We start from the raw sequence: 24,123 nt of genomic DNA, 5'->3' as shown, positions 1-24,123 counted from the left end.
ACGCCTTGGCGTTTAACCCTGCGATTCTGAACGCAAAAGGCGGTCTTATTTGATGACGGCGGCTGTAACCAGCAGTTCAACTTTCAGCTCAGGGCGTGCCAGTTTGGCTTCGCCACAAGCTCTAGCCGGCTGGTAGCCTTCTTCGAACCACTCATCCCACACTGCATTCATTTCGGCGAAGTCATTCATATCGGCCAGCCATACGGTTGTTTGCAGCACATGTTTGCGGTCAGAGCCGGCTTCAATCAGCAGCGCTTCAACCCGGCGTAGTGCTTCTGCAGTTTGCTCGGCAACACTGGTACCCGCAACACCTACCTGGCCACACAAGTAGACAGTGTCATTGTGGATCACGATCTTACTCATGCGCTGATTCGTGTGCTTTCGTTGAATAATTGTCATTATGTTGTTCCTTCACTTTTCTGTAGGGCTGAATATAAGATCTTTCTGATGGTGCCAGACTGGCTAATTCGCTAAGTTTCAGGGGCTTTATCGGATGGCGAATCCGGTAATATCCTACCTGAGCAGGCTCTTTACCGGTTTCTGCCGCCATGATTTCCGCCACTGTTGAGCCACAGTAGCGTCCCTGACAGGGGCCCATTCCGCAGCGGGTTAAGGCTTTGACCTGATTGATGCCGTTGCAGTGATTTCTGGCCATCTTACGAATGTCCCCGGCTGTCACTTCCTCACACCGACAGATAATTGTGCTGTCTTCTGGCGTCATTGCCTGTTGAGGAGGCGAATATAACGTATCCAGGAAAGGACGAATGGCCAGTTCTTTTCGAATTGCCAAAATAAGGCGCTGCGTTTCTTGCTGCCACCGTTCAGAAGGGAGGTAGCCTAGCGCATGCAAGGCGTCGATTGCAACCAAATGGCCTTGTTTTTCAGCCACTTTTGCCCCACCTATCCCACAGCCATCACCCGCAACGGCAATGCCCGCCAGGGAAGTATTCAAGGTTTCGTCGAGAGTCGGCTTCCAGCAGCGTTGCTGAGAATCCCACTCGTGGTCGATTCCCATAGAGCGGGTCAGTTGGACATTCGGAATGACGCCGATATGGCTCAGCACTGTTGATGTCGTTAGGGTATGTGCTTTGCCCTTGATGTTAAATGTCAGTTGTTCCAGCTGCTCACCGCCGCCAGCCCGGATATCGGTCGCTTGCGTATAATGCGGTATCTCGGCTTGTTTGATCTGCTTAAGGAGTTTAAGACCTTTCACGATATACTGGTGACCAAACAACGCGTTGGCCAGATAGCGGCTGGCCTTCAGATAGCTGGTCGGCAATTGAGTATCGACAATGGCCGCGGGGGTGGCACCGGCATTAATCAACTGCCCTGCAAGCAAATACAGCAACGGTCCGGTACCGACCAATACGGCATTTTTAGGGGCGATTCCTGACGTTTTGAGCAGAATCTGGCTGGCTCCGGCTGTCATCACCCCGGGTAGTGTCCAGCCGGGGAATGCAAAGCTGCGTTCGATTGCCCCGGTAGCGATAATAATTCGCTTGGCGTGGAGCTTTTCACTTTTTCCCCGACGGCTCCAGTACACCGTTCTGTTCGGATCAACGCGCCAGATAGTCGCCTCATTGATGTAGTCCAGTTGTACTTCACTGAATGCTTGTAGCAGCGTGCTGCCATGCAGATAGTCCGGCCCCAGAACATTTCCCATCGGGTGTCCTTGGGTTGAAATCGCCCGGTAAATCTGCCCGCCCGGACGGGGCTGCTCATCCAGCAACACTACGCTGGCACCTGCTTTCGCGCACTCCGTTGCGGCGACCATGCCGGCCGGGCCTGCGCCAATAATACAAACATCGACATTACGCATAATTTTTCCCTTTTGGCCTAGTACCGCTGGCGTTTTACCTGAATGCCGGGCTCAACCAGACGCATACATCCCTGAACGTTTTGCTCGCCATCCACCTCAACACGGCATTCAAAGCAGCTCCCCATCATGCAGAAGGGGGCTCTGGCTGACTGGGTTGCCGGTGTGGTGCGGGTTGAGCGTATCCCTGCGACCAGCAACGCCGCAGCAATGGTATCGCCCTTGTTCGCTCGAATTTCCTCGCCTTCCCAGTAAAAAACTACCTTAGAAGAGGAGTTGGAGGCACCATCAAGCCTCACAAAGCTGGAATCGTTTTTCACTGAATAGCTCCAGGTCAGGGTGGCTGGCTTCATTTTCCAGCCACTGTGGTAAGAGGTAACTGTGGGCTGCGGCGAGGGTAATGCCACTGTGGCAGCTCACCAGGTAAGCACCGGGATGGGATGTTGACTGCTCATAAATCGGCAGCCCATCCGGAGAAATAATCCTTAACGCCCCCCAGCTGCGGATCAGCTTGGTTTGGGCCAGAAACGGATAAATGGCGATCGCACGCTCCGCGATGGCGGCCGTGATATCCAGAGTGTCTTCCTCGTCGAAGCCGACGTTCTCTTTGGAGTCCCCAATCTGAATCCCACCTTCGTCAACCTGCCTGATCAGTCCTGACGCCCGTTTGAGCCGTGGCGGCAGTTTTTCGGTGATCAGAACCTGGCCTTTTTGCGGGGTAACCGGTGCCTGAAAGCCAAGTTGCGGGCCAAGCGTGGCTGCCCCTAAACCTGCGCAGAGCACCAGTTTGTCACTCAGGTATTCGCGACCGTCAGTGAGCTGCGCCACGTAACGGCCATCGGCATTCTGTGTGATGTGCTCCACCTGCACCTTGGTGATGAGCCTGCCGCCTAATGTCAGGATCGTCTGGGTATAAGCACGCAGGAGTTTGAGCGGATTTACGTGGCCGTCTTCTGCACCAAAAATGGCACCAATGACGTCTGGACCGATTTCCGGCTCCTCTTGAATCAACCGCCCACGATCCCACACTTCGTAAGGATGGTCGGACCCAAGGGCCGCGCGGATGTTCTCGTACTGGGCGGCGCGCGCCAGCATTTCAGCTTCACTGAAGTGGAAGTCGTAACCGCCGTTCTGTACCAGCTTGACGTCGATACCGCTGATGTCTGCCAGCTCGGCAGCCAGATTTTTCCACATGCCGACCGAGCGACGGGTCCAGGCGGCATAATGTGGCGCATCCAGCCCTTTGCAGGAGAGCCACACCAGGCCAAAATTGCCGCGGGAAGCCCGGTGATCGCTGTCGCCTCCGTCCAGAACGGTGACCTGATGACCGGCTTTCAGCAAGCCAAAAGCCACCGCACAGCCCACGATACCGCCGCCGATAATGGTATATTCCGGTTTCATGAAATATCTCTTATGTCTGAGTGTTGCGGAGGAGAGGCCCTCCGCAACCAGGGAGGGATTAGTTCAGGGCTTTATCAACGATGGCCTGACTCCACTCGGCACCGATATCGTTCAGGATCTCAGGCCAGACGGTACGACGTACTTTGTCTGACGTCTGAGCAAGCTGTTGTGGTGTCACCTGAATGATTTGCGCGCCGTTATCTGCCAGTTTTTTCTCATTAGCGATTTGATCTTGCTCCGCCTGCTGCCAGCGACGCTGCTCGAAATTGGCCGCGGCTGCTTTCAGTGCCGCCTGCTCTTTGTCAGACAGATCATGGAATCGCTCGCTGTTGATCATCAGATACCAGATTTCAAAGTGGGTGTTGAGCGGAATATAGGTCTTCGTGACATCGCGGAATGATGCGTAATACCCTTCCGCACCGGAGCCAATTACGCCATCCACTACACCGGTCTGAACCGCGGTAAAGGCTTCCGAAAAGGGGAGTGGCGAGCCGATGTAGCCGACATTGTCAGCCAGCAGCTGAAAGCTCTTGATTGGCGGAACGCGTAGTTTAATGCCTTTGCTGACATCCGGCTGGCCCGGTTCGACGGCATCACGGTTGAGTGAGATACCACCAAAATAGACCGGGTAGGCAGCCAGCAGAGTGATGTCCTGATGGGTAAACAGCTCTTCCATCGCTTCACGAACCGGCGCACCATTGCCATAAATTTTCTGTGCTTCTTCCCAGTTGGTGGCCAGATATGGCAGTAAACCCAGCTGCATGCGACGGTCTGTTGCTGTGGATGCCGGTTGAACAGCCATGTCGATTGCCCCGACCGAAATGCGCTCCTGCACCAGGGTGTAATCACCCAGCGCGTTGGCCGCATAGATGCGCAGTTTCACGTCGCCGTCAGTGGTGGTGTTAATTTCTTCGCCCATGCGTTTGATGTCGTTATCGATGACGGTCCCTTGCGGACGGACATGGCTGATTTTTAATGTGGCAGCCGTTGCCGGTAGGACGCTCAGCGTAGCAGCAGCCAGCAGCAGAGCCTGGGCGGTCTTCTTCAGTTTCATGTTGTGAGTAAACTTGCCTGTCAATTTCATAATCAATTTCCTTATTATCAGTAGCCAAACAGGGTTGGCAGGAAGAGTGATAAGTCAGACCAGAAGGAAGTCAGGACCACCACTGGTAAGTAGCCGAATAGAATCAGCATCATTGCCGGGCCAACCACTTCGGCGAATTTCACATTACCGATGCGGGCACCAAGGTACAGAATCGAAGCATAAGGCGGTGTCACGCCGCCCATCGCGGTATTAACACCCATGATGGCTGCGAACTGAATCGGGCTGATGCCAATCGCAGTCATCAGCGGAAGCAGCAGAGGCGCAATCAAAATGATGGCGGTGATGTCATTGACGACCATGCCGACCAAAAACAGCAGGATGTTAATGAAAATCAGCAGCAGTGCTTTGTTTTCTGTGATACCGAAGATGGTATCAACCAGCTCCTGAGGCACATTTTCCACAACAAACATCTGGCTCAGGATCAGGCTGAACAGAATCATGAACATGATGGAACCGACTGCCGTGGCCGATTCTTTGCCCGATGCCAGCAGCGATTTCCAGTTCAGCCCTTTGTAGATCATGAAACCGACGGGTACCGCGTAAATTACTGCCACGGCCGCGGCTTCTGTTGGTGTCATGATCCCGCCGTAAATACCACCCAGAATGATGACCGGCATCAGCAACGCCGGGATAGCGTGAACCGTGCGCGATGATGCTTCTTTAAGCATGTCGCCGAAAGGTAGCTTCTCTTCCAGAACCAGCGGGAACTTGCGCGCCATCAGGAGGTTGATCACCGCAAAGTTGAACGTCACCAGCAGGCCCGGTCCCAGCGTGGCCAGAAAGCAGGCCAGGATGGACGTATCGGTAACCCAGCCGTACACAATCATGGTGACGCTGGGAGGGATCAGCAGGCCAAGAATCGACGAGTTCGCGATTAGCGCAGTCGCATAAGCGCGAGGGTAGCCGCGTTTTTCCATCTCAGGAATCAGCAGCGGGCCGATCGCGGCAACCCCGGTCAGGCCACTGCCGGAAATGGCACCGATGATGGCACAGCTGACTGAGGCGACAATACCCAGACCGCCTCGGATGTGCCCGACAAACACATTTACAAACCGTAACAAACTGGCCGCGATACCACTTTGACTCATGATCGTACCAGCCAGCACGAATAACGGGATAGCCAGTAGGATAGGGTTGGTAAGCTGGCCGGTTCCCCACATCATGTTGCCTTTCATCGAGATATCGCCGAAATAGGTCATGATCATCAGGGCGCCGCCGAAGCAGAACGGCAATGGAACGCCAATAGTGAGCAGGAGTACCAGTGCTCCTACTGCAAACAGTGCAACTTCAACCATTGTTATGCTTTCTCCACGGAATAGTGAGGGGACGTCAACTGACGAACCAGTCTGATAATGTGAAGCCCGATAAAGCCGGAAATCAGCAGTAGGCCAAGAAACAACGAGCACTCATGGAAAAACGTTGGGATATAAAGGGTCGGGCTTTCCTTCCACACTCGCAGGGCATATTTGAAATAATCCCACGCCCAGTAAGTGAGCCAGAGAGAAATCACAAAGCTGATCACTTCGCCGATCAGAGCCAGAATGGTGTGGCCTCGCTCGGTTTTGATAAAGATCTCCAGCACATTGGCTCGGATCTGGGTATCTTCCCGCGAGGCATTCACGGCCCCCAGCATGTAAAGCCACAGGGTGGGGATGATGATGGTTTCTTCCAGTCCCATGATTGGCACTTCGAAGATGTATCGGGTTACCACCTGAACGAACTGAGAGAGGGCTACAATGCCCATTAGTCCGGTTAGCAGGTATCTGAACAATCGCTCCACAGCACATTTCCTTATTGTTGCTTTTGTGAATACGTTGTTAATTTAATGCTGACAACCAATAGAAACAAATTTAAAATTTCTCTGATTCCATAATTTTTTCTTATAGGGTGAGGTATGGATACCAATTTGTCCGTTAAGCAATTGGAAACATTCAGAACTGTCATGCGCTCGGGGTCTGTGTCGGTCGCCGCTCGCGCATTGTGCCGGACGCAGCCTGCTGTCAGCGCCATGTTGGTGAGTCTGGAGAATGAGCTGGGTTTTAAGCTATTCGAGCGTAACAAGGGGCGGCTGATTCCCAAACCGGAAGCCTATTTCCTGCTGGAAGAGACCGAAGCGATTCTGGAACGCCTGACGCGCGCATCGCAGTTGATGGCAGAGGTGAAAAATCTGTCGCGGGGAAGCCTGCGGGTTGCTTGTATGCCGGCAGCATCACTGTATTTCATGCCGCATGTGATTGCTGATTTCGTCAAAGACCGGCCTCATGTCAATGTCTCCATGATGATGCGAAGCTCGATGATCGTGCACGATTGGGTCGCTTCGCAGCAGTATGATATCGGTTATGCGGAAATGCCGAAGGAGCGGGATTCCATCAATGTTGAGCCTATTCGGCTCAAAGGGGTGTGCGCGATACACAAAAATGATCCGCTGGCGCAGAAAAAGGTCATCACACCCAAAGATCTCGATAATGTGCCGCTGGCGACGCTTTTCTCTCAGCATCCGACCAGCGAACTGGTGCGCTTCTTGTTTGATGAAAACGGGGCTCGTTACTATCCCCGTTTTGAACTACAGAATTACATCTCAGGGTTTGAGTTTGTGGAACACCAGTTATGTTGTTCCATTTGTGATCCGATGAGTGCTGCCAGTTATACCATCAGCAAATCTGGTCATGGAGATGTGGTGTTCAGGCCTTTTATTCCGGAGGTTATTTTCGAGCATGCGATCATTACACCGTCGCACAAGCCCTTGTCCCGCCTTGCGCAAGCGTTTGTGGAAAATATCCATGCCGGACTGGAAAAGTTTATTGAGCCCACGCATCGTTTTTCAAGTCGAGCTTAAGCAAGCCGAGTCAGAGGAAATATGCAGGCAGTGGGCTATCTCTCGGACAAACAAAAACGGAGCTCTCAGCTCCGTTTCTTCAGTAAATTTATAACCCGTTTTCGTTGCTCAACAACCAGCGGCGCATCAGGTCTGCCAGCTGATCTTGCTCTTCTTTGCTCAATGGCTTAAGCAACGCATGCTCATTGGCGACGTGCGCTTCGACCGCTTTATTGATCACATCCATCCCTTCATCTGTCAGGGTGATGGTACAACTGCGACGATCCTGATCGCTGGCCTGACGATGGATGAGACCTCGCTGAACCAGATGTTCAATGCGGGTACTCATGGCTCCCGAAGACAGCATTAATGTCTGGTACAAATCGGTAGGGGTCAGCGGAACCTGGCTTCTTCTTAGGGTCGCCAGAATATCAAACTCAATTGAATTCAGGTTGTGTTGTTTGAAAACCGCTATCAGCTGCTTTTCTATCAGGCGCTGCATGCGGCTCATGCGACCAATGATGCCCATTGGTGAACAATCGAGATCCGGACGACAGGCCTGCCACTGCTGTAGCACTCTATCTACATGATCGTTATTCAATTTATCGTCTCACACAGTAATTACTCATTAGAAAGATACTTAATTGATGAGCTAAACGCCAGCACCGCTTTCGATGTTGAGAGGTTGCGCCACGCAGGTGGTCAAATGGTTATCAGCCCTCACGCCTTTTTGCTCTCAACACCCCATTTTTATTATCAGCACCATTATTTCTCTCAAGAAAAAGTACTTTTCTAAAAAGATACTTGATGAATTTAAGACTGAAACCTAACATGCAGATATCTTTTTTGAAAGATACATCTAATTGGAGATACTTACTGTAAGGGTATCTTCGGAAGTGGTGTCATAGGTAGATGATTGGTTTAAAGGTGTTTTTACATGAAGCGTGCGGAAAAAGTATGGAACAGATAAATCAGGCAGCCGATACCAAACTGGCGAAATCAGTCGGCACAATCGCCTTAGCGCTGATCGGAGGGGGATTGCTGACGTTGATGATAGAAACCAACAGCCAACTCGCGCAAACCAGCAGCCCGATGTTTGCATCTTGGGTGGCACATGGCGTCGGTGCTGCCGTTGCGCTTGTGATGATGTGGTTGGTACTGCAGCGCAGCAAAACGCCGCGACAGAGTGAAGAAAACCAAGCCCATACATCGCAAACGGCTAAAGTACCGATTTGGTTTTACCTCGGCGGTATTCCGGGGGCGTTTACGGTCATATTGGCGGCAACCGCTATCAATGGGGGACTGACGTTATCAGCGACAATTTCTCTGGGTTTGGTTGGGCAGATTGTGTTTGGTATGGTCGCCGATCACTTTGGATTACTCAGAACGCGGCAAAGACAAATTAGCGGGTCGGATTTACTGATTGTGGCCCTTGTTTTGCTGGGCAGTATCTTGATTTTATTTGGGTGACAGACATGTTAAGTCTTGTGGTTATTGCATTATTGAACGGCATCCTGATTGGTACCGCACGTACTATTAATGGTCAGCTGAGTGTATCAACAGGCGCTTTTAAAGCCTCACTCTGGAATCATGTGATCGGATTCAGTGTCCTGACTGTTTTTCTGACAGTGCTGGCCGGATGGCAGTGGGCGCAGTGGACAGTGGCTGATTTGCCTCCGCATGCTTTTTTAGGTGGCGTATTTGGCGCGTTGTTTGTGGCTGTGAGTAGCTATATTTTCCCTAAATTGGGCGCGATGAATGCCGCGATTCTGGTTATTGGCGGACAAATGATTTCAGCGGTGATGCTGGACTGGGTTTCAGCTCAACAGATGCCGGGCGGTATGAAAATCGCTGGGGTAGTGCTTGTGTTAGCTGGTATTTATCTGACACGGAAAAAGTCATAGCCGCAAAAAACATCAGCTTATCAGAGGTTTTTGAGCTGGCTGCACACGAGCAGGCGTTAGGTCAATCAAAACGAGAAAGAGGAAAACAAGCAAGAGCCCAAATAGGGTTTTACACTGTAAAGACGCTTCTAAGGCTAATTTTATGGGGCGCTTTATCGCTCACTTTGAGAGCACTTTTTACGCAGCTGCCAGGAGTCGATGATGGAATCAAGCATTAGGATGGAGCCAAGGATCAGTATCGTCACGCTGGGAGTGGAGGATCTGGAGCGATCCTACCGTTTCTACCATGATGGTTTAGGTTTTCCGACATCTGGCCAGCCAGAGAAAGGCATTATATTTTTTCAGACGGGGGGCGTTTGTCTGGCGCTCTACCCCTTCGATAAACTGGCTGAGGATGTTTCGGAAAATCTGGTGTTACAGCACCCTGCAGGCAGTTTTAGTGGCGTGACTCTCGCACACAATACTCGCAGCAGAGAAGAGGTTGATGCTGTTCTGGAGCAAGTAAAACAAGCTGGCGGTGCAATCATCAAGTCGGCTCAGGACGTATTTTGGGGTGGCTACAGTGGTTATTTTTCTGATCCCGATGGTCATATTTGGGAAGTCGCTTACGCCGATTTCTGGCAGTTTCATGAAGACGGCAGGTTGGTGATTGAGTAACGCAGGGGGAATAGCTTAGGGAATACTTTCACTTCCCACTTAGTCATGACGAGACGGACTTTTAAACGGGAAAGTCTCGCTTTGTTTTTTGCTTTTTTGCTTTTGTCAGTCGATTAAACATTTTCCGTATTGTTATTCATTCCGCTTTTTTCCTCGATATATTTTTATCCCCGAACAGTATTTTTCCACAAAGACTATTTCCCTCTTTATTTTCCCTGATTTTTTCATACACGACACATTTTCTCCGCTGGATCTATATATGACTGAGGTTTGCGCTGAGTTATTAATAACCAATCGCTGATGGTGCTCAGGGGGGCGACAAGTTGTGAAAATGTTTACCTGGTATAAAGGTGAGTGGTGTGAATTCGGTATTTTCTTGCATGCCATTTTGAGCCGGATTATCCACAAAATCGATTTTTATTATCTGTTTAGCGTATTGAAAGAGGCGTTTTGCAGATTTTATTGCACCGAGTTTATTAAGAGGGTTCTCAAAAGCCATGATGATAGATTGCACGTTGGTTAATAATGTGTAAAGAATTTGGGGTTTGATGCAGATCAATAACGTGAGGATAGAATGAAAAAAACAATAAAAACGCTGGTGGCACTGGGCCTGTGTGGCGTAATGAACATGGCTCATGCTGAAAATTTCACGATTGGAACCGGTAGCCAGAGCGGTACGTATTACCCTTATGGTGGCCTACTGGCAAAACTGTGGAGTGAAAATCTGCCGGATTTTAATATGCGGGTAGAGGTCACGGCTGCTTCAGTGGAAAACACCATTAAAGTGGTGCAGGACAAGCAACTGGTGGGCTTCGCCATGGGAGATGTCGTTATTCAGGCCCAGAACGGTGAAAAGCCATTTCCGAGAAAACTGGACGTCGCGGTTTTAACAGCCCTGTACCCGAATGTGGTTCAGTTTGTTGTTCCGGCAGATTCGGACATTCATACCCTTGCCGATCTGAAAGGGAAAAAAGTTTCTCTGGGCGCACCGGGTTCGGGCACCCGAGTGAGCGCAAGAAGCATTTTGGCGGCGTTGGGAGTTGATGAATCCAGTATGACGGTGCAGTCACTGAACTTTTCTGCGACCACAGAAGCGCTTGCGAATGGCCAGATTGATGCGGGTGTTTTTGTCGGCAGTTCCGGTTTAGGAGCGATCACGGAATTGGCGTTAACCCGGGATATCCGAATTCTGAATTTCACGGATCAGGATATGGCCACCATTTCCAAATCCCTGCCTGCTTATCAGTCCGTAACGATTCAACCGGGTGTGTATAACGGGGTCGGCGAGTTTACAGCTCCTGCGGTGTGGAACGTGCTGGTGGTGAATCAGCGTATGGATGATAAGTTGGCCTATGACATGACTAAAGTTATCTTTGAAAACTCAAAAGCGCTCAACAACGCCCTGAGTGTTGCCAAATTCACCACAGTCGAAAATATGAATCAGTTAAGCCAGGTTCCATTGCATCCCGGCTCGAAGAAATATTTTCAAGAGCAGTTGCAGCACAACGAATAAAAGGCAGAGCAGGGAATGAGTAAGAGTAGAAACTGGAATGTTCTGGTGACTGAGCGGCTAATTGGGTTAGCCGCCGTCGCTGCCGTGGCATTGTCGGCTTTCCAAATCTGGCAGGGTGTAACTGCTACACTGGCGGCACCGATATTTCGCCCAATTCATATCAGTTGGGTGCTGGTTTTGATTTTTCTGGTTAAACCGGCTTTTCATCAACGGCACCACACGGGCCTGTATCTGTCTGGTCGACTGGCGGATTTGGCCTGTATTGTGCTGACCATCTGGGCGACCTGGCATATTAGTGTGTTTGATTATGACGACATGAGCTTTTTGCTGGATGGTTTATCGTCCAGTGACAAAGTGGCCGGAGTCATTATCCTGCTTGCCCTGCTGGAAGCGACCCGGCGTACAGTTGGTGCGGTCATGTCCTGCCTGGCAATCTTGTTCATTCTGTATGCGCTATTTGGTTCCTTGCTGCCGGACGCCATTGCCAGTAAAAGCTTCAGCATTGAAGAGATGATTCGTTTTCATATCTTTTCCACGAATGGTGTTTACGGTGCACCGCTCGGTATTGCTGCCGGCGTAGTGTTCACGTTTGTATTGTTTGGGGCATTTTTACAGGTATCGGGCGCGGGTCAGTTTTTTATTGATTGTGCCTTTGCTCTGGCCGGTAAATACCGGGGTGGTCCCGCCAAAGCCAGCGTGCTGGCTTCCGCTGCACTGGGATCAATTTCCGGTTCTGCCATTGCCAATACGGTGACAACCGGTTCGCTTACCATCCCGATGATGAAAAAGCTGGGATACAAGCCAGAGCAGGCCGCCGGTATTGAAGCCGCCGCCTCAACGGGCGGGCAGATTATGCCGCCTGTGATGGGCGCCGGGGCATTTGTGATGGCCCAGTTTACCGGTATCGCTTACTCGGACATTTTGCTGGTTTCCATCGTACCGGCAGCCCTGTATTTCTTGTCATCTTTGCTCTACATCCACCTGATGGCGTGTAAGCTTGGGCTGCAGGGCATGACACAGACCGAAAAGATCAAAACGGTACTGGTGCGTGGCTGGCACTTCCTGGCACCGCTGATTTTTATCACTATTTTGCTGATGATGAGCTACTCGCCTGTGTTAGTGGGGATTGCCGGATGTGCGTCGATCCTGGCTGCAGCGATGGTACGTAAATCCACCCGAGTCACGCTTCCGCTGATCCTCCAGGGGATGAAGGAAGGGGCGCTGATGGCTTTGCCGATTTCGGTAGCCTGTGCCTGTGCGGGGATTATTGTTGGTGTGATTGGCCAGACGGGGATTGGTCTGCAGTTTACCCAGTTCTTACTGGCGATGTCCGGTAACCAACTGTGGTCTGTGATGGGGCTTATCGCGCTGGCGGCGTTGATTCTGGGGATGGGACTTCCTGTGACGGCGGCCTATATCGTGCTGTCAGTGATGGCTGTCCCGGCGCTGATGGACTTGGGTGTGAGTTTGCTTGCCGCACATATGATTGTGTTCTGGTTGTCTCAGACATCCAATATCACGCCGCCTATTGCCCTTGCCGCTTTTGCTGGTGCGGGTATCGCTAATGCTTCCCCGATGAAATCAGCCGTGCAAGCCATGAAACTGGCGCAGGGATTCTTTTTGATTCCGGTGATGATGGCACACGGGCATCTTGTCTGGTTCAACGATTTTTCCACAGGAGCCTTTGTTCTTTCGGTGGTTTATACACTGGGGTTGATCGTTGCGTTTGCCGGGAGTATTGAGGGACGCCTGTTCAATCCGCTGTCATGGTTGTCGCGCGGCATTCTGTTTGTTTGTGCATTAGCCTTAGCATTTCTCGATTACGACCTGGTCAACATCGTGGCCTGCGTGGGCATTGCGGTTCTGACGCTACTCAATCAGATTCTGCCACGTCGTCAGGCTTTGAAAGTGAGTTAGGGGTAAGCGGTCACGTTGAATGGCGGTGTGTGCCTAAATGTGTAATGAGAGCGCCCCGGACAGGTAATGCTGCGGGGCATTTTTAATGGTGAGGGTTATGCCCTGATTGCCGCAGGACGAGAAGGGTGTTTGTGATACCACTCTTCCATGAATGCCATAAAGGTACGGGCGGCCTGCGATAAATAATGGCTACTTTTCCAGCCGATACCAAACTCGACTTTGATGGCGGGATTGAAGGGGACACAGACTAACGGGTCGTTGTCACTGATGATCAGATTCAGGCAAGTGCTGATTCCAACAGAGTTTCTGACCAGATCTTTGGCAAGTTCAATCAGGTTGGTTTCAAAGCGAAGGTCAGGCTTAACATGATATTTGCGACAGTAACGGCTGACGGCTTCACGCAGAAAATATCCTTCCCGGAACAATATCAGTGGCTGCTGGCAGAATTGCCCCAGCGTAATACTCGAGAGTTGGGCAAACGGGTGGTCTTCGTTCACACAGGCCATAATCTCTTCTGGACACAGTGCGACATACCTGAGTTGTTCTACGGGTTTGTCGGTCCGGACAAACGCAAGATCCAGTTCACCGTCCAGCAGCATCGTTTCGAGCGTGGCGGTACCATGCTCTTGCACATGAATGCGAATGTTGGGGTATTTCTGACTAAAGGCAGACAAAGCTGCCGGCAGGAAATAAGAGCCCAGCATTGCCGAAACGCCAAAATGGATTTCTCCGCGTTCCAACCCTTTCAGTTCTTCAATTTCCAACTCTGCCTGTTCAACATCTTCCAGAATTCGACGGGCATGAAACAGCAAACGACGACCATCGGAGGTTAACTGAACCTGCCGTTTGTTTCGGTTGATCAGTTTCAGGCCGGTCTCTTTCTCCAGTTTTTGCATGCTGACACTGAGTGCCGACTGAGCAATATCCAGTTGAGCCGCCGTTTTGGTGAAGTTACCGTTTTTTACCAGGGCAACAAAGTACTGCAGGCGCTTAATATCCATTTGTTTGAATGCTAACCACAAATGAGAATAGAGATACCAATCTAACTTTTTTAAAACGGGTTGCAACAGCAATTCAATATTATGAAGTCCGAAAGAGTGAAGACCGGAATATGATCACAGTTTCAGTGTGATGCTCGGCATAGCAACGATCACGAGATTCGAAAAAGCGCTCAAGCAAGCTTGACTGGCTTGCCCATCAAGAAAGAATACCTTGTCCATATAATGGATAGACTTTAAGCAGCATTTGCGATACAAATCCGTTATCGGATTGTTTGTTTTTTGTGGGTGAGGGAGCATGTTAGAAGCGTTTGGCGTTATCAATATTTGGACTTATTTAGCGGGATTGACCATGATTATTCTCGCCCCCGGCCCAAACTCTTTGTATGTGTTGAAATCGAGCTCAACGTATGGCGTAAAATCCGGTTATAAGGCGGCTTCGGCTGTGCTTGTTGGTGATGCAATACTGATTCTTCTTTCTTATCTTGGCATTGCCTCGCTGATTCAGGCATCACCCGTTCTTTTCACCGTTATTCGTTATTTGGGTGCCGCATACCTGCTGTATTTGGGAATCAAATTAATCCATCACTATTGGTTTAACCGAAATGTTGCGCAACAAGGGGAAGCGCTGCCGGTAAAACGGGAAAATGTGTTTGGTAAAGCACTGACATTGAGTTTGACCAATCCCAAGGCGATTCTTTTCTATGTGTCGTTTTTTATTCAGTTCATTGACTACACCTATGAACACACGTGGATTTCTTACCTTATCCTTGCGGCTATTTTACAAGTTTTCAGCATTGTTTATCTGAGCTTTTTGATTTTCCTCGGTTCATCACTGACTCAGGTGTTTCGTAATAATCAGTCGTTGTCGAAACTGGGTAATAGCCTGCTGGGACTGTTGTTTGTCGGATTTGCTGCACGTTTGGCGAGTTTAAGCTAGCGGTTCTGATTCGCTTAAACCGGCAGCCTGTTCTGCTCAACCTTATAAATTAAAAAATCTAACGGCCCTGGTGGCCGTTTTTTATTGCAAGGTATGGTGTGAAGGTCGTTAAAAAGGAGGTTGACCGTTATTTCTCATCGTTAATTTACTGTTGTTCTACGATGTGTCTGCACTCTTATTTTGTGATGAAAATTGATATTTTTAATAATTAATGGGTGGCGATACGGTGGCATTTGCTCTTTGTCACAGTTTTTTTCGTTTTCTAAATATAGACTGCAAAAAAACAAGAGACATAAGTCGTATTTTTCTCCCCCGTAGGATTTCTTCATGAAAAAGAACATTATCGCCCTGGCCCTTGGTAGTGTCATCGCATTAAGCGCCGCCCCAGTTGTACTGGCAGAGAATTCTTCAGCCGTTCAAGCTACTGTTGAGCATGCCCAGTTTGTAACGAAACGGCAGGTTGTTGATCAGTTACTGGAAGACGCGGTAACGGCGTTTAAATCTCCGGCGCGGATTTCTCATGCGGGTTTTACCGCAAAAATGCCAAGTAACATGGAAATAGTCACAGACCGTTTGTTGGAGGCATATGCCTTAGAGCCGTACCGCACCGACCTGTTGATCTCAGCGGCAAATGCTCAGATCTATAACAAAAATGTCGACAGAGCGATTGAGTTGTTTGAACAAGCACTGACGGTTGCGCCGGATGATGTTGATTTACATGCGTACTTAGCGGTATGGCAGCGATACAAAGGCAACGATGCAGCAACGAAAGCGCACATGAAAACGTTGACCAAACTGAATGCTGGCAGAGCAGCGGACATTGAGCGTATTTTTTCAACGGTTGACCGCATTCTGGATACACCGCTTAAAGAGAAGGCTGAAAGTGGCGTACTTAAAGATAAAGGTGCCATTGTGACTTTAGGCTATGCGCTGAACCCTGACGGTTCAATGCATCAAATTCTGATTGAACGTCTGGAAACGACTTTAGCGATGGCAAAAGCTAACCCGGACGCGCTGATTGTGCTGACGGGCGGGGTACCGAAAAATCATAAAACCGAAGGTAAGTTGATGGCAGATTGGCTGATTGCTAAAGGCGTTAGCAAAGACCGTCTAATCGAGGAAAACTACGCCACCAGCACAGTGGATAATGCCCTGTTTAGCAGCTATGCACTGGCACGGCATGGTATTAAGCACGCAACTATCATCAGCTCAGCCAGCCATGTGCGTCGTGGCCAGGCGCTGTTTGAGATCGCAAGCTGGCAAACGGGCCCTCAGGGAATCACATTTGATACCGTTGCTTATCCGGACAAGCCGCTGAAAGAGTTGGCGAAAGCCAGTGACAGTGAATTGTTGGGCATCTACCGAGATGCGCTTCGTACCTACGGTATGTGGAGTTATCGTTCTTACCCGCTGGAGTCACGTTGATCGAAACGGGCTACAGCCGGTGAAAGATCTATTGAAGAACTTATAATAAAGAAAAGGCCACGTTGGTGGCCTTTTTCATGTCACTGAACCGTTCGAAATCGAGTCCTAAGCTGAATCAGGTCAGTGATCATATCGAACAGATATGGGCATTTTTCAGCCTGGCGATGCTTACTCGCGCGGCAGATTCGCGATAGCGTTACCCATTTCAATCAGCTTGTTCAGAATGGTTTCACCGTCCTGGCGCAGGCCGTTGTGCTCATACTCGTTGGTGATCCAAGCTTTGCTGTTTGGAATGCCGCGCAGGGTTTCCAGCGAGTAATCCATCTCTACATACATATCTTCAGCGTAGACCGCACAGGTGACAGGGACGGTATTCTCTGCCAGAGCCTCAATATCATATAGAGCCGGCCAGTCTTGCTTAGTGGCCAGAATAGCGGCGGCATCTTTAAGCGGTGTCAGGCAGGCAAACTGATCAAACATCCACGGAAAGACCATCTCACCGGTAAACAGGAAAGGTTTGCCTGACGCGTAATGGAACTGCGGATAGCTGTCCCGGACACGGTGTGCAGACCAGTTTGAGGCGCTCTGCTGACAATATATGGACTCATGCAAAATCGCGTAAATCGGATTGGTCTGATACGACTGCTCTGCCAGCATAGCATTGAGGAAGCTATAGCTGAGTGTCTCTTGCCCGCTTGCTGTGACAAACGCGTCTTCCAGCAGGTAGTACATGGGCAGATTGGCGTGGCTGCGGCCAAGGTTAATGCCAATCATCTGGAACTGCTCAACAGTAAATCGCTGGCCGTTAGGAAGTCGAACATCATTATTTAGCAGAAAATCGGCAATTTTTCGGCACTGCTCCTGTGCCTGTGGGAACTGGGCGAAGAAGGCATTGTTTTTATCCAGAACACGTTGGTAGGTTGCCTGATACACATCATCAGCATGGCGGCTCAGAGACGGCACGCCACCGGTCAGGTACGCGCGGCTCAGGCTGTGCGGATAAAATGACAGATAGGTCAGTGAACAGAATCCGCCAAAACTTTGTCCCAGAATCGCCCACTGTTTCACGCCCAGCGATTCACGGATTGCTTCTGCGTCGCGCACAATATTGTCAGCACGAAAATGCGACAAATACTCAGCCTGATCTGGTGCAGACAGATGGGCCAGGGTTTGGTGGCTGATGACCCTACTGTTGCCGGTACCTCGTTGATCTAACAGCAGCACCCGGTATTCCTGCAGGGCACGTTTCAGCCAGCCTGATCGGCTGTCAGGACGTGGAGACGGAAAACCCGGACCACCTTGCAAATACACCAGCCATGGTAAATCCGCATCCTGCCGCGCTAAATCAACCACCTCGCGTGCAAAGACTGAGATACGGCGGCCTTGTGGCTGATTGTAATCGAGTGGAAGCTCAAAAGTGTGCTGGCGATAGAGTAAATCACCATCAATGAAGGAAGTTTGCACGCGTTTCTCCTTTTACTTGTGAAAACAACAGGCTGATTGTGTGTTGAATGACGGCTATCCTACCGCAACCCGGTCTGAAAAGCAGTAGGATTTCCATGGCGGTAGGAAAGCAGCGATTCAAACATCCGGGCGTCATCAAAGTGGCGCATCCCGATGAAAGCCGTAGCATGGTGACCCCATTGGCGCATCATGCCGGGAGAGGGAATACCAAACGGCCATAAATAGCTTTTTTCCAGTCGTTCGCTGGCCAGCAGCCAGCCATTTTCATCAAACAAGCTTTTATGAGAGCCTGTTTGAATCAGAGAGTCCGGAACGGGCAAATTGCGTAGCTGATGATAGGCAAGGGGGGCTAGGTGGACTGGAGCGGGTGCCGAAAGGTGCTCGACGTCTGGGTTAGTCTGCCGGTACTGCCAGTCTACATGTTTGATCATGTGCTCACTATGTGACAGTGTCACTGATAAGTGCTGCGTATCTTTAGGTAATGTCTCGGAGAGCAGCACCGAACGCCTGATAGGAACTTCTGTACCGGGTTGAGTCTCAACAAAGGTGAGAGCGTCGTTAAGGTTAAAGACCATATGGTAACAGCCGCAATGGTGAATGCTGTCTAGCACTAAGGGTTCCCCCTGTTGATTAAGTGTCAGCCTGAGCAGTATTGCGTCAAATGGTCCGGCGTAAGGATCCACCGGGCGTCGGGGGGTACGACGAGGAAACCAGAGGCTGTAATGCAGTTGTAGGAGAATCTGCTGGTGGAAACGGGTGTAACTGTGTCCCAGGTAAACCGCAGGTCGGTTGGTGGCGACTTCGGGTTGCGGGGTAGTGAAATAGCCAACGGTGCCGGGGCGATCATCATCCGACAGGGTGTCGATACGAATGTCCGGCGCATAATAGTGGGTCAAGCGCTGAATTTGTTGCTGACTAAGTTGCGGCCAGTTCAGGGAGGACGTGGTCTGGGCCTCGGCAAACCATTGTTGGATGGTCGCATGATTCAAGCGGTTATCATTGTCATCAAGTAGTTGATAGATGATGACTTTTTCTTCCCCCGGAGGTCTGTTTGAGGCGGGGGAGTGGTCTGTCTCCCTAGCGTAAGCCGTATCGAAACCGGCTTTGATACGGGCCTGCTCTTTGAGGATGCTGGAATGGGCGAATCGGGCCGCCACCGGATAAACCCCAAGAATACGCAGCCAGGGCTCGTAATCTGAGGGGATGGGAGGTGCGGATGAGCGAATGTGATCCCAAAATTCGTCCTTTTTCGATGCGCGTAATGATAAGTTTATCGCCGCTTGGGTAAGCGAATCAGCGCAGCTATCTAGTTGGTTGAGATCAAAGGTGTGCTTAGCCTTTGCGGTAAAGAGATTCGTGAATGAATGATTCGCGACCAGATTACGGAACTCCGCATGTCGTTGTTCTTTCGAGAGCCGTGCGGTATAGGTCAGCCACTGTTCTTTGTCTTTTTGCGTTTTGACGTCCAGTAATACGGACTGGCTGAAGCGATCGAAAGCCAGAAATGGGATGGCGTCAGTCGTCACCACTTGGGCATCCTGCACCTTTTGGCGCCGTACTTCGCGTTTGAAATCGCTCAGCAAGTGATGACAGCTGACCAGCTTGGGTTCGCCAAGGTCGCTAAGCCGTTCAACCGGAGACTGGGTCGCACAGGCAAGCAGGCTAAACAGCAAAATGGCAGAAATCAGCGAGCGCATGGTTTGTCATCCGGTCTGTGTTGTTCTCTGGTTTGTCGTGGCAACGCGGTCAGGTGATAACAAGGTCTATTTGCAGATAAATCTTAGAACAAGATGAGTGACTGCAAGTTCGCAGCTTCGTGACATTACGGGTTTATTGTACGGGTTTATTGGACAGCAGCAAAACGGCTCAGCAGATAATGCTAAATCAGAGTATCTTCAATCCGATCATCATGCCGACAATCAAGATTAAAACTGAGCCGTCAGGTTATACCGCGAGTTACTTCATTTGCGCGATGACGTAGTTCAGGCCGCCGACAATGGCTGCAACCTGAGCATCATTACACTCTTGCGGTGTGACTTTCTCACTGTCCGGATACACCTCGGTTGTGGTGCCGTACGTGCAGTCAGACAGACCGTTACAGAGACTCAGTGCTTTCAGCGGGTAGTTAATCACCCCTTCCTGGACCACAGGGCTGCCAATAATGTTGCCGTCCTGATCTGGCGGTGCGATATGCGTAACCTGACGCACCGAGTCAATGATGGCTTGCTGGAAGTCAGGCTGCGGGTTTTCAGTATCACCTACAGTATAAAAACCGTCTGGCACGCTGTCTTCAATGTATGCTTTACCATCACGGGCAGCCAGTGCAGGGCGGAATTCTTCTTCATCGGTATCTGTGGTTTCGTGCAGATCGATGTGAACAAGAATCTCGGTCCCCAGCTCTTTCACCATCTTCATCAATGATGCAGATTCTTCTGCCGGGCTGTCTTCGTAGAACGAACGGTTGGGATCAATGGCTTTCGGGTTCCAGCGATTGATGGTCTCGTAGCCCCAAGGACTGACACAAGGCGCTACAACAATGTTGAAATGCTGGGTGTAGTTCTCGGCTTCTTGAGCCAGAAACTGCAGGGCACCGTGTACACCGCTGGTTTCATACCCGTGAACACCGCCAGTCACTAAAACCGTCGGTTTGCTTTCATCCCATTGACGGGTTTTAAGGGCAAACAGCGGATATTTTTCCGGGTTGTAACTGAGGGCGCCATATTGGAAAAGATCGAAACGCTTTTCCAGCGCATGAATTTTGCTTACGACTTCTTCCTGATATGAGCGTTTGATGGTGACCTGCTCAAACCATTGTTGTTTTTCCTTGTCGCCCCATGGCTGCCCTGGTGTGCCGATAGGGTATGAATGCGAACTTTTCATTATTGGCCTTATCTTGTGTGGGTTGATCCTTTGAGCACAGGATAATTGACTAAGATATCGGAAGCAAACTTTACCCATAGCCGTAACAGTCTGCGATCTTTCGTTTAACACTGACCGGTATCCGATTGTCGCGATTGTGGAATCTTTTTTGACTCTGCCCGTTACACTCATTATTTTGTGAGGAAAACTCAGACATGATTCAGCTGAAACATCACTGATTTCATACTGATATCTTATCCCGAACAAGGAGTGTAGCTATTGAACGTTCATGAATGTGTGTCTTTTCTGCTGATTGATCAGCAGCAGGTTTTGCTGGAAACCCGCTCGATGGAGAAAGCTTGTGATCCGGGATTGATTTGTATTCCCGGCGGCCATATGGAAAGCGGGGAGAAGCAACTCGACACTCTGTTTCGAGAACTGGAAGAAGAGTTGGCGGTGAAGCCGGAATCGTACCGGTATTTGTGTTCGCTGTACCACCCGACATCAGAACTTCAACTGATTCACTACTACGTTGTTGATGCCTGGTCGGGCGACATGAAGGCACTGGAAGCGGATGAAGTGAACTGGTATGCCATAGACAACGCGCCTGTCAGTATTGATGCTGACAGAATCGCGCTGTCTGAGTATCAGCGACTTGCTGCAACCTTTAGCCAGAGGAAATAGCCTGTACTCAGCGGTGAGAAGACAGTTTGTGCGTCAGGTGGTTACGAACGCCTGGCCATTCTTGATCGATGATGGAAAAGATAACCGTATCGCGATAGGAACCGTCTTTCATTTTCTGGTGATTACGCAGTACACCGTCTTGCTTGGCACCTAAACGGGCAATCGCGGTTCGGGACTGCTGATTATGCCAGTGTGTGCAAAAGACAACGGAGATTGCCTCAAGCTGCTCAAAAGCGTGTTTCAGCAGTAACAATTTACATTCAGTATTGACAGAAGAACGTTGGAAACGCTTTGCATACCAGGTGTAGCCGATCTCGACCCGGTGATTGATTAAATCGGCATTGCAGAAACGGGTCGAACCAATGATCTGATTTGTCGACTTTTCAATCACGACGAAGGGCAGGGCCACGCCGTTTTGTTTGTCTGTAAGCGCTTTATCTATGTACTGGTTGACCGACACTTGATTCGGTACGCTGGTGTACCATAACGTCCACAACTCGCCATCAGAGGCGGCCGAGACAAGTGCATCGGCATGCTCAGGTTGCAGTGGTATCAGTTTGACTGTCTCGGACTCAAGTTCGATGTCCTGAAGCCATTTGTTGTCTCTCATCTGTGTATCATCCCTCAGGCAGCATGCACCGAATATTCGCTCATGCTGTCAGGTATTCAAAAACGGCGTGACGAAAATACTGCCCAGTATACTCGATTCCTTCCTGTTGTGTGAGTGTATGTGCATATGTGGCGCTAGAGACAACCGGACGTGTAACCTACGCCTGCACGCCTGCTGAATTATCCGTCGTCTCGCTGCAAGTTCTCAACCATTCGCGCAGATATTCGCTTGAAAGCGTCGATGTCTTGCGTACTCAGCCCTTCGCACATTTGTTTATCCAATTGTTTTTCGGCGAGGTGGATCTTGTTCATCAGCGCATGTCCATCATCGGTAAACGTCAGAATCTGGCTGCGTTTGTCGGCTGGATTCGGGTGCTTCTCAATCAGTGACATAGTGATCAGTTCTTTGACTAGCCGGGCAATTTGCCCTTTGTCTCGATGCATGATGCTGACTATGTGGTTGGCCGTACAGTCTGGTATCGTGGCAATGATCCTGAGGCACTGGGCATGCATGCCGTTCAAACCTAAGGCTTTTGCATTTATTGCCTGGCGGATATTCAGTCGATATCCACGGGAGAGGGCCATGACGACATCAGGCAGGGACTGATTGCTCATAGGGGCTCCTGAGTAATGTGAACACATAATATGGTTGACAATATCAACCAAAAGTCAATATAGTTGATTTTATCAACCAAGTGCCGACGGGACAACAGTCTTCCAGGGCGATTTGTCAGAAATGGATGCCTGATGGGGGCGTTCTCTGTGAATGATGACAAAGGTGACTGAATTCATACTGCCCGTTTCCGTGTTGTTTAAACCACTAAATTGCTTTCTCCACCCAAAAGCATACTGCGAATTTTATAGACAGGTCTTTACAGCAGCGACGTTCATCAGAGCGGATATATCAGAGCTTGTGACTAAGAGCTTGTTTATAAGATCTCACATACAAGAGCTCATATATAAGAGCTCATACATAAGAGCTCATATATAAGAGCTTAGCGGTTCCAGAGGGTAGGTTTGCTGAACATAGTGGGGGCAGCTTAAGCGCAACATGACACAGCATACTCAGAATGCTCGACAGGTTCCTCAGGAGAGAAAATGAAGCAAGCTACGTATACATCACAAGTTTCTGATTCAGGACAACCCGCCGCCACTCCGCGCCGCCCTCGTGCACGACTGGCCGAAGTGGTTAACGTGGAATCATTGTCTCCCCACTTGCAGCGCATCACGGTGGCGGGCGAGGCATTGCACACGCTCCCGGCCGGTGAAGAAGGCGGGTATGTGAAAGTGATTTTACCTGATCCCGGTTGTGATGAACTGGAGCTGGATCTTGGCCGTACACCGCGTCCGACCATGCGCTCTTACACGATTCAGGCGTTTGATCCTGAAACCACTGAGTTGGTGCTCGATTTTGTCGTTAACCGCCATCAGGGACCGGCAACGAACTGGGCCAAGACGGCAAAGCCGGGAGATAAAGTCGGCATTGCCGGACCGGGACCGAAAAAGCTGGATATCTGGGACGCGCCTCGCTACGTGTTACTGGGTGATCTTACCTCCCTGAATGCAGTGGCTGCTTACAGTCAGCGTATTTCGCCGTTAGCAAGCATTGATGCCGTGATCATCGTGCCGCATGAAGAAGACAAGGTGGCATTAGAAGTGTCGGCGAATACCCGGTTACATTGGGTATTGGAAAACCAGGAAAATGTACTTGTGGAGACGGTAAGAGGTTTCCGGGAATCTTTAACAACCGACACGGTTGTGTTCATGGGGCTCGAAGCGCGAGAAATACGACCGCTACGGAATCTGTTTCAGGACGAGATTGGTGTTCCCCGGCATCAGATGTTTGCGGTGGGTTACTGGAAACGCGGTGTGGATGCCGATCGGTTTGGTATGGAAAAACAGGCTAATCCGTTATAACCGAGCAGAGCAACATTCAATGACAAGATTTGACTGAAAGAACGGCAGAGGTGAGCTGCCAAAGAGGATGTGTACGGGATTGTATGGAATGGTATGTGG

At 50.2% G+C, this 24,123-nt stretch carries 24 protein-coding genes; 10 read left to right on the top strand and 14 right to left on the bottom strand.

Going from position 1 to position 24,123, the window contains the following annotated elements:
- Positions 1 to 45: 45 nt before the first annotated feature.
- Genes FH974_RS22830 through FH974_RS22800 form a run of 7 tightly spaced genes read right to left on the bottom strand, consistent with a single transcriptional unit; the run spans position 46 to position 6,102 of the window.
- Positions 46 to 399, bottom strand: a complete 354-nt coding sequence (locus FH974_RS22830) for a RidA family protein (protein ID WP_047886097.1) — start codon at positions 397 to 399, stop codon at positions 46 to 48.
- Positions 356 to 1,819 carry an NAD(P)/FAD-dependent oxidoreductase gene (locus FH974_RS22825; RefSeq protein ID WP_047886096.1) on the bottom strand — a complete coding sequence of 488 codons (1,464 nt, stop codon included), beginning with the start codon at positions 1,817 to 1,819 and terminating at the stop codon, positions 356 to 358. The genes FH974_RS22830 and FH974_RS22825 overlap by 44 nt, the downstream gene beginning before the upstream one ends.
- A gap of 17 nt (positions 1,820 to 1,836) precedes the next feature.
- Complete coding sequence (locus tag FH974_RS22820; RefSeq protein ID WP_047886095.1) at positions 1,837 to 2,136, bottom strand: (2Fe-2S)-binding protein; 300 nt, start codon at positions 2,134 to 2,136, stop codon at positions 1,837 to 1,839.
- Positions 2,105 to 3,217 carry an NAD(P)/FAD-dependent oxidoreductase gene (locus tag FH974_RS22815; RefSeq protein ID WP_207103787.1) on the bottom strand — a complete coding sequence of 371 codons (1,113 nt, stop codon included), beginning with the start codon at positions 3,215 to 3,217 and terminating at the stop codon, positions 2,105 to 2,107. Before FH974_RS22815 ends, FH974_RS22820 begins: the two co-directional genes overlap by 32 nt.
- A 58-nt stretch (positions 3,218 to 3,275) precedes the next feature.
- Positions 3,276 to 4,301, bottom strand: coding sequence for a TRAP transporter substrate-binding protein DctP (gene dctP / locus FH974_RS22810; RefSeq protein ID WP_107193886.1), 1,026 nt, complete (start codon positions 4,299 to 4,301; stop codon positions 3,276 to 3,278).
- 17 nt (positions 4,302 to 4,318) lie between these two features.
- Positions 4,319 to 5,617, bottom strand: a complete 1,299-nt coding sequence (locus FH974_RS22805; RefSeq protein ID WP_047886093.1) for a TRAP transporter large permease — start codon at positions 5,615 to 5,617, stop codon at positions 4,319 to 4,321.
- A 2-nt stretch (positions 5,618 to 5,619) separates the two neighbouring features.
- Complete coding sequence (locus FH974_RS22800) at positions 5,620 to 6,102, bottom strand: TRAP transporter small permease (RefSeq protein WP_047886092.1); 483 nt, start codon at positions 6,100 to 6,102, stop codon at positions 5,620 to 5,622.
- A gap of 114 nt (positions 6,103 to 6,216) precedes the next feature.
- On the opposite strand from FH974_RS22800, the gene FH974_RS22795 reads away from it, so the two are divergent.
- A complete protein-coding gene (locus tag FH974_RS22795) occupies positions 6,217 to 7,158 on the top strand; it encodes a LysR family transcriptional regulator (RefSeq protein ID WP_047886091.1) in 942 nt (313 codons plus the stop codon).
- An 88-nt stretch (positions 7,159 to 7,246) separates the two neighbouring features.
- Here FH974_RS22795 and FH974_RS22790 read toward each other — a convergent pair whose 3' ends face one another.
- Complete coding sequence (locus FH974_RS22790) at positions 7,247 to 7,738, bottom strand: MarR family winged helix-turn-helix transcriptional regulator (protein WP_047886090.1); 492 nt, start codon at positions 7,736 to 7,738, stop codon at positions 7,247 to 7,249.
- A gap of 356 nt (positions 7,739 to 8,094) precedes the next feature.
- On the opposite strand from FH974_RS22790, the gene FH974_RS22785 reads away from it, so the two are divergent.
- From FH974_RS22785 to FH974_RS22765, 5 genes are all read left to right on the top strand, one after another.
- Positions 8,095 to 8,607 (top strand): DMT family transporter, encoded by a 513-nt coding sequence (locus FH974_RS22785; protein WP_047886089.1) that lies wholly within the window; start codon positions 8,095 to 8,097, stop codon positions 8,605 to 8,607.
- Positions 8,608 to 8,612: 5 nt separating this feature from the next.
- Positions 8,613 to 9,041, top strand: coding sequence for a DMT family transporter (locus FH974_RS22780; protein ID WP_047886088.1), 429 nt, complete (start codon positions 8,613 to 8,615; stop codon positions 9,039 to 9,041).
- Between the two features lie 219 nt (positions 9,042 to 9,260).
- A complete protein-coding gene (locus FH974_RS22775; protein ID WP_207104255.1) occupies positions 9,261 to 9,698 on the top strand; it encodes a VOC family protein in 438 nt (145 codons plus the stop codon).
- A 574-nt stretch (positions 9,699 to 10,272) separates the two neighbouring features.
- Entirely contained in the window at positions 10,273 to 11,211 is a 939-nt protein-coding gene (locus tag FH974_RS22770; protein ID WP_047886087.1) for a TAXI family TRAP transporter solute-binding subunit, read from the top strand.
- 15 nt (positions 11,212 to 11,226) lie between these two features.
- Positions 11,227 to 13,128: a TRAP transporter permease gene (locus FH974_RS22765; protein ID WP_047886086.1), complete on the top strand. Its 1,902-nt coding sequence runs from the start codon at positions 11,227 to 11,229 to the stop codon at positions 13,126 to 13,128.
- A gap of 95 nt (positions 13,129 to 13,223) precedes the next feature.
- Here FH974_RS22765 and FH974_RS22760 read toward each other — a convergent pair whose 3' ends face one another.
- Complete coding sequence (locus tag FH974_RS22760) at positions 13,224 to 14,129, bottom strand: LysR family transcriptional regulator (RefSeq protein ID WP_047886085.1); 906 nt, start codon at positions 14,127 to 14,129, stop codon at positions 13,224 to 13,226.
- Between the two features lie 295 nt (positions 14,130 to 14,424).
- Here FH974_RS22760 and leuE point away from each other — a divergent pair, with 295 nt between their 5' ends.
- Both leuE and FH974_RS22750 read left to right on the top strand, forming a co-directional pair.
- On the top strand, positions 14,425 to 15,066 hold the full coding sequence (leuE, locus tag FH974_RS22755; protein ID WP_047886084.1) for a leucine efflux protein LeuE: 642 nt from the start codon (positions 14,425 to 14,427) through the stop codon (positions 15,064 to 15,066).
- A gap of 327 nt (positions 15,067 to 15,393) precedes the next feature.
- Positions 15,394 to 16,491: a YdcF family protein gene (locus tag FH974_RS22750; RefSeq protein ID WP_047886083.1), complete on the top strand. Its 1,098-nt coding sequence runs from the start codon at positions 15,394 to 15,396 to the stop codon at positions 16,489 to 16,491.
- Positions 16,492 to 16,659: 168 nt separating this feature from the next.
- On the opposite strand, the gene FH974_RS22745 is transcribed toward FH974_RS22750, so the two are convergent.
- The 3 genes from FH974_RS22745 to FH974_RS22735 all read right to left on the bottom strand — a co-directional run bounded on the left by FH974_RS22745 (position 16,660) and on the right by FH974_RS22735 (position 20,835).
- Positions 16,660 to 17,955, bottom strand: coding sequence for an alpha/beta fold hydrolase (locus tag FH974_RS22745; protein WP_207103786.1), 1,296 nt, complete (start codon positions 17,953 to 17,955; stop codon positions 16,660 to 16,662).
- Between the two features lie 59 nt (positions 17,956 to 18,014).
- Positions 18,015 to 19,652 (bottom strand): hypothetical protein, encoded by a 1,638-nt coding sequence (locus FH974_RS22740; protein ID WP_207103785.1) that lies wholly within the window; start codon positions 19,650 to 19,652, stop codon positions 18,015 to 18,017.
- 259 nt (positions 19,653 to 19,911) lie between these two features.
- Complete coding sequence (locus tag FH974_RS22735; protein ID WP_047886080.1) at positions 19,912 to 20,835, bottom strand: M14 family metallopeptidase; 924 nt, start codon at positions 20,833 to 20,835, stop codon at positions 19,912 to 19,914.
- A gap of 258 nt (positions 20,836 to 21,093) precedes the next feature.
- Here FH974_RS22735 and FH974_RS22730 point away from each other — a divergent pair, with 258 nt between their 5' ends.
- The gene (locus FH974_RS22730; protein WP_047886079.1) at positions 21,094 to 21,498 is read left to right on the top strand and encodes an NUDIX hydrolase; all 405 of its coding nucleotides are present in this window, start codon (positions 21,094 to 21,096) and stop codon (positions 21,496 to 21,498) included.
- A 7-nt stretch (positions 21,499 to 21,505) separates the two neighbouring features.
- Here FH974_RS22730 and FH974_RS22725 read toward each other — a convergent pair whose 3' ends face one another.
- Both FH974_RS22725 and FH974_RS22720 read right to left on the bottom strand, forming a co-directional pair.
- Positions 21,506 to 22,108 carry a GNAT family N-acetyltransferase gene (locus FH974_RS22725; protein WP_047886078.1) on the bottom strand — a complete coding sequence of 201 codons (603 nt, stop codon included), beginning with the start codon at positions 22,106 to 22,108 and terminating at the stop codon, positions 21,506 to 21,508.
- A gap of 179 nt (positions 22,109 to 22,287) precedes the next feature.
- Positions 22,288 to 22,722: a MarR family winged helix-turn-helix transcriptional regulator gene (locus FH974_RS22720; protein WP_047886077.1), complete on the bottom strand. Its 435-nt coding sequence runs from the start codon at positions 22,720 to 22,722 to the stop codon at positions 22,288 to 22,290.
- 483 nt (positions 22,723 to 23,205) lie between these two features.
- Here FH974_RS22720 and FH974_RS22715 point away from each other — a divergent pair, with 483 nt between their 5' ends.
- The gene (locus FH974_RS22715) at positions 23,206 to 24,024 is read left to right on the top strand and encodes a siderophore-interacting protein (RefSeq protein ID WP_053061887.1); all 819 of its coding nucleotides are present in this window, start codon (positions 23,206 to 23,208) and stop codon (positions 24,022 to 24,024) included.
- Positions 24,025 to 24,123 lie beyond the last annotated feature (99 nt).

Origin of the sequence: Photobacterium ganghwense (assembly GCF_017329545.1) — a bacterium.
GTDB classification, from domain to species: Bacteria; Pseudomonadota; Gammaproteobacteria; order Enterobacterales; family Vibrionaceae; genus Photobacterium; species Photobacterium ganghwense.
This window is presented reverse-complemented; position numbering and strand designations above follow the sequence as displayed.

Coding starts and splice junctions, on each gene's coding strand:
- FH974_RS22830 (WP_047886097.1), bottom strand. CDS start 399: ATGACAATTATTCAACGAAAGCACACGAATCAGCGCATGAGTAAGATC.
- FH974_RS22825 (WP_047886096.1), bottom strand. CDS start 1,819: ATGCGTAATGTCGATGTTTGTATTATTGGCGCAGGCCCGGCCGGCATG.
- FH974_RS22815 (WP_207103787.1), bottom strand. CDS start 3,217: ATGAAACCGGAATATACCATTATCGGCGGCGGTATCGTGGGCTGTGCG.
- dctP (WP_107193886.1), bottom strand. CDS start 4,301: ATGAAATTGACAGGCAAGTTTACTCACAACATGAAACTGAAGAAGACC.
- FH974_RS22805 (WP_047886093.1), bottom strand. CDS start 5,617: ATGGTTGAAGTTGCACTGTTTGCAGTAGGAGCACTGGTACTCCTGCTC.
- FH974_RS22795 (WP_047886091.1), top strand. CDS start 6,217: ATGGATACCAATTTGTCCGTTAAGCAATTGGAAACATTCAGAACTGTC.
- FH974_RS22785 (WP_047886089.1), top strand. CDS start 8,095: ATGGAACAGATAAATCAGGCAGCCGATACCAAACTGGCGAAATCAGTC.
- FH974_RS22780 (WP_047886088.1), top strand. CDS start 8,613: ATGTTAAGTCTTGTGGTTATTGCATTATTGAACGGCATCCTGATTGGT.
- FH974_RS22775 (WP_207104255.1), top strand. CDS start 9,261: ATGGAGCCAAGGATCAGTATCGTCACGCTGGGAGTGGAGGATCTGGAG.
- FH974_RS22770 (WP_047886087.1), top strand. CDS start 10,273: ATGAAAAAAACAATAAAAACGCTGGTGGCACTGGGCCTGTGTGGCGTA.
- FH974_RS22765 (WP_047886086.1), top strand. CDS start 11,227: ATGAGTAAGAGTAGAAACTGGAATGTTCTGGTGACTGAGCGGCTAATT.
- FH974_RS22760 (WP_047886085.1), bottom strand. CDS start 14,129: ATGGATATTAAGCGCCTGCAGTACTTTGTTGCCCTGGTAAAAAACGGT.
- leuE (WP_047886084.1), top strand. CDS start 14,425: ATGTTAGAAGCGTTTGGCGTTATCAATATTTGGACTTATTTAGCGGGA.
- FH974_RS22750 (WP_047886083.1), top strand. CDS start 15,394: ATGAAAAAGAACATTATCGCCCTGGCCCTTGGTAGTGTCATCGCATTA.
- FH974_RS22740 (WP_207103785.1), bottom strand. CDS start 19,652: ATGCGCTCGCTGATTTCTGCCATTTTGCTGTTTAGCCTGCTTGCCTGT.
- FH974_RS22735 (WP_047886080.1), bottom strand. CDS start 20,835: ATGAAAAGTTCGCATTCATACCCTATCGGCACACCAGGGCAGCCATGG.
- FH974_RS22725 (WP_047886078.1), bottom strand. CDS start 22,108: ATGAGAGACAACAAATGGCTTCAGGACATCGAACTTGAGTCCGAGACA.
- FH974_RS22720 (WP_047886077.1), bottom strand. CDS start 22,722: ATGAGCAATCAGTCCCTGCCTGATGTCGTCATGGCCCTCTCCCGTGGA.
- FH974_RS22715 (WP_053061887.1), top strand. CDS start 23,206: ATGAAGCAAGCTACGTATACATCACAAGTTTCTGATTCAGGACAACCC.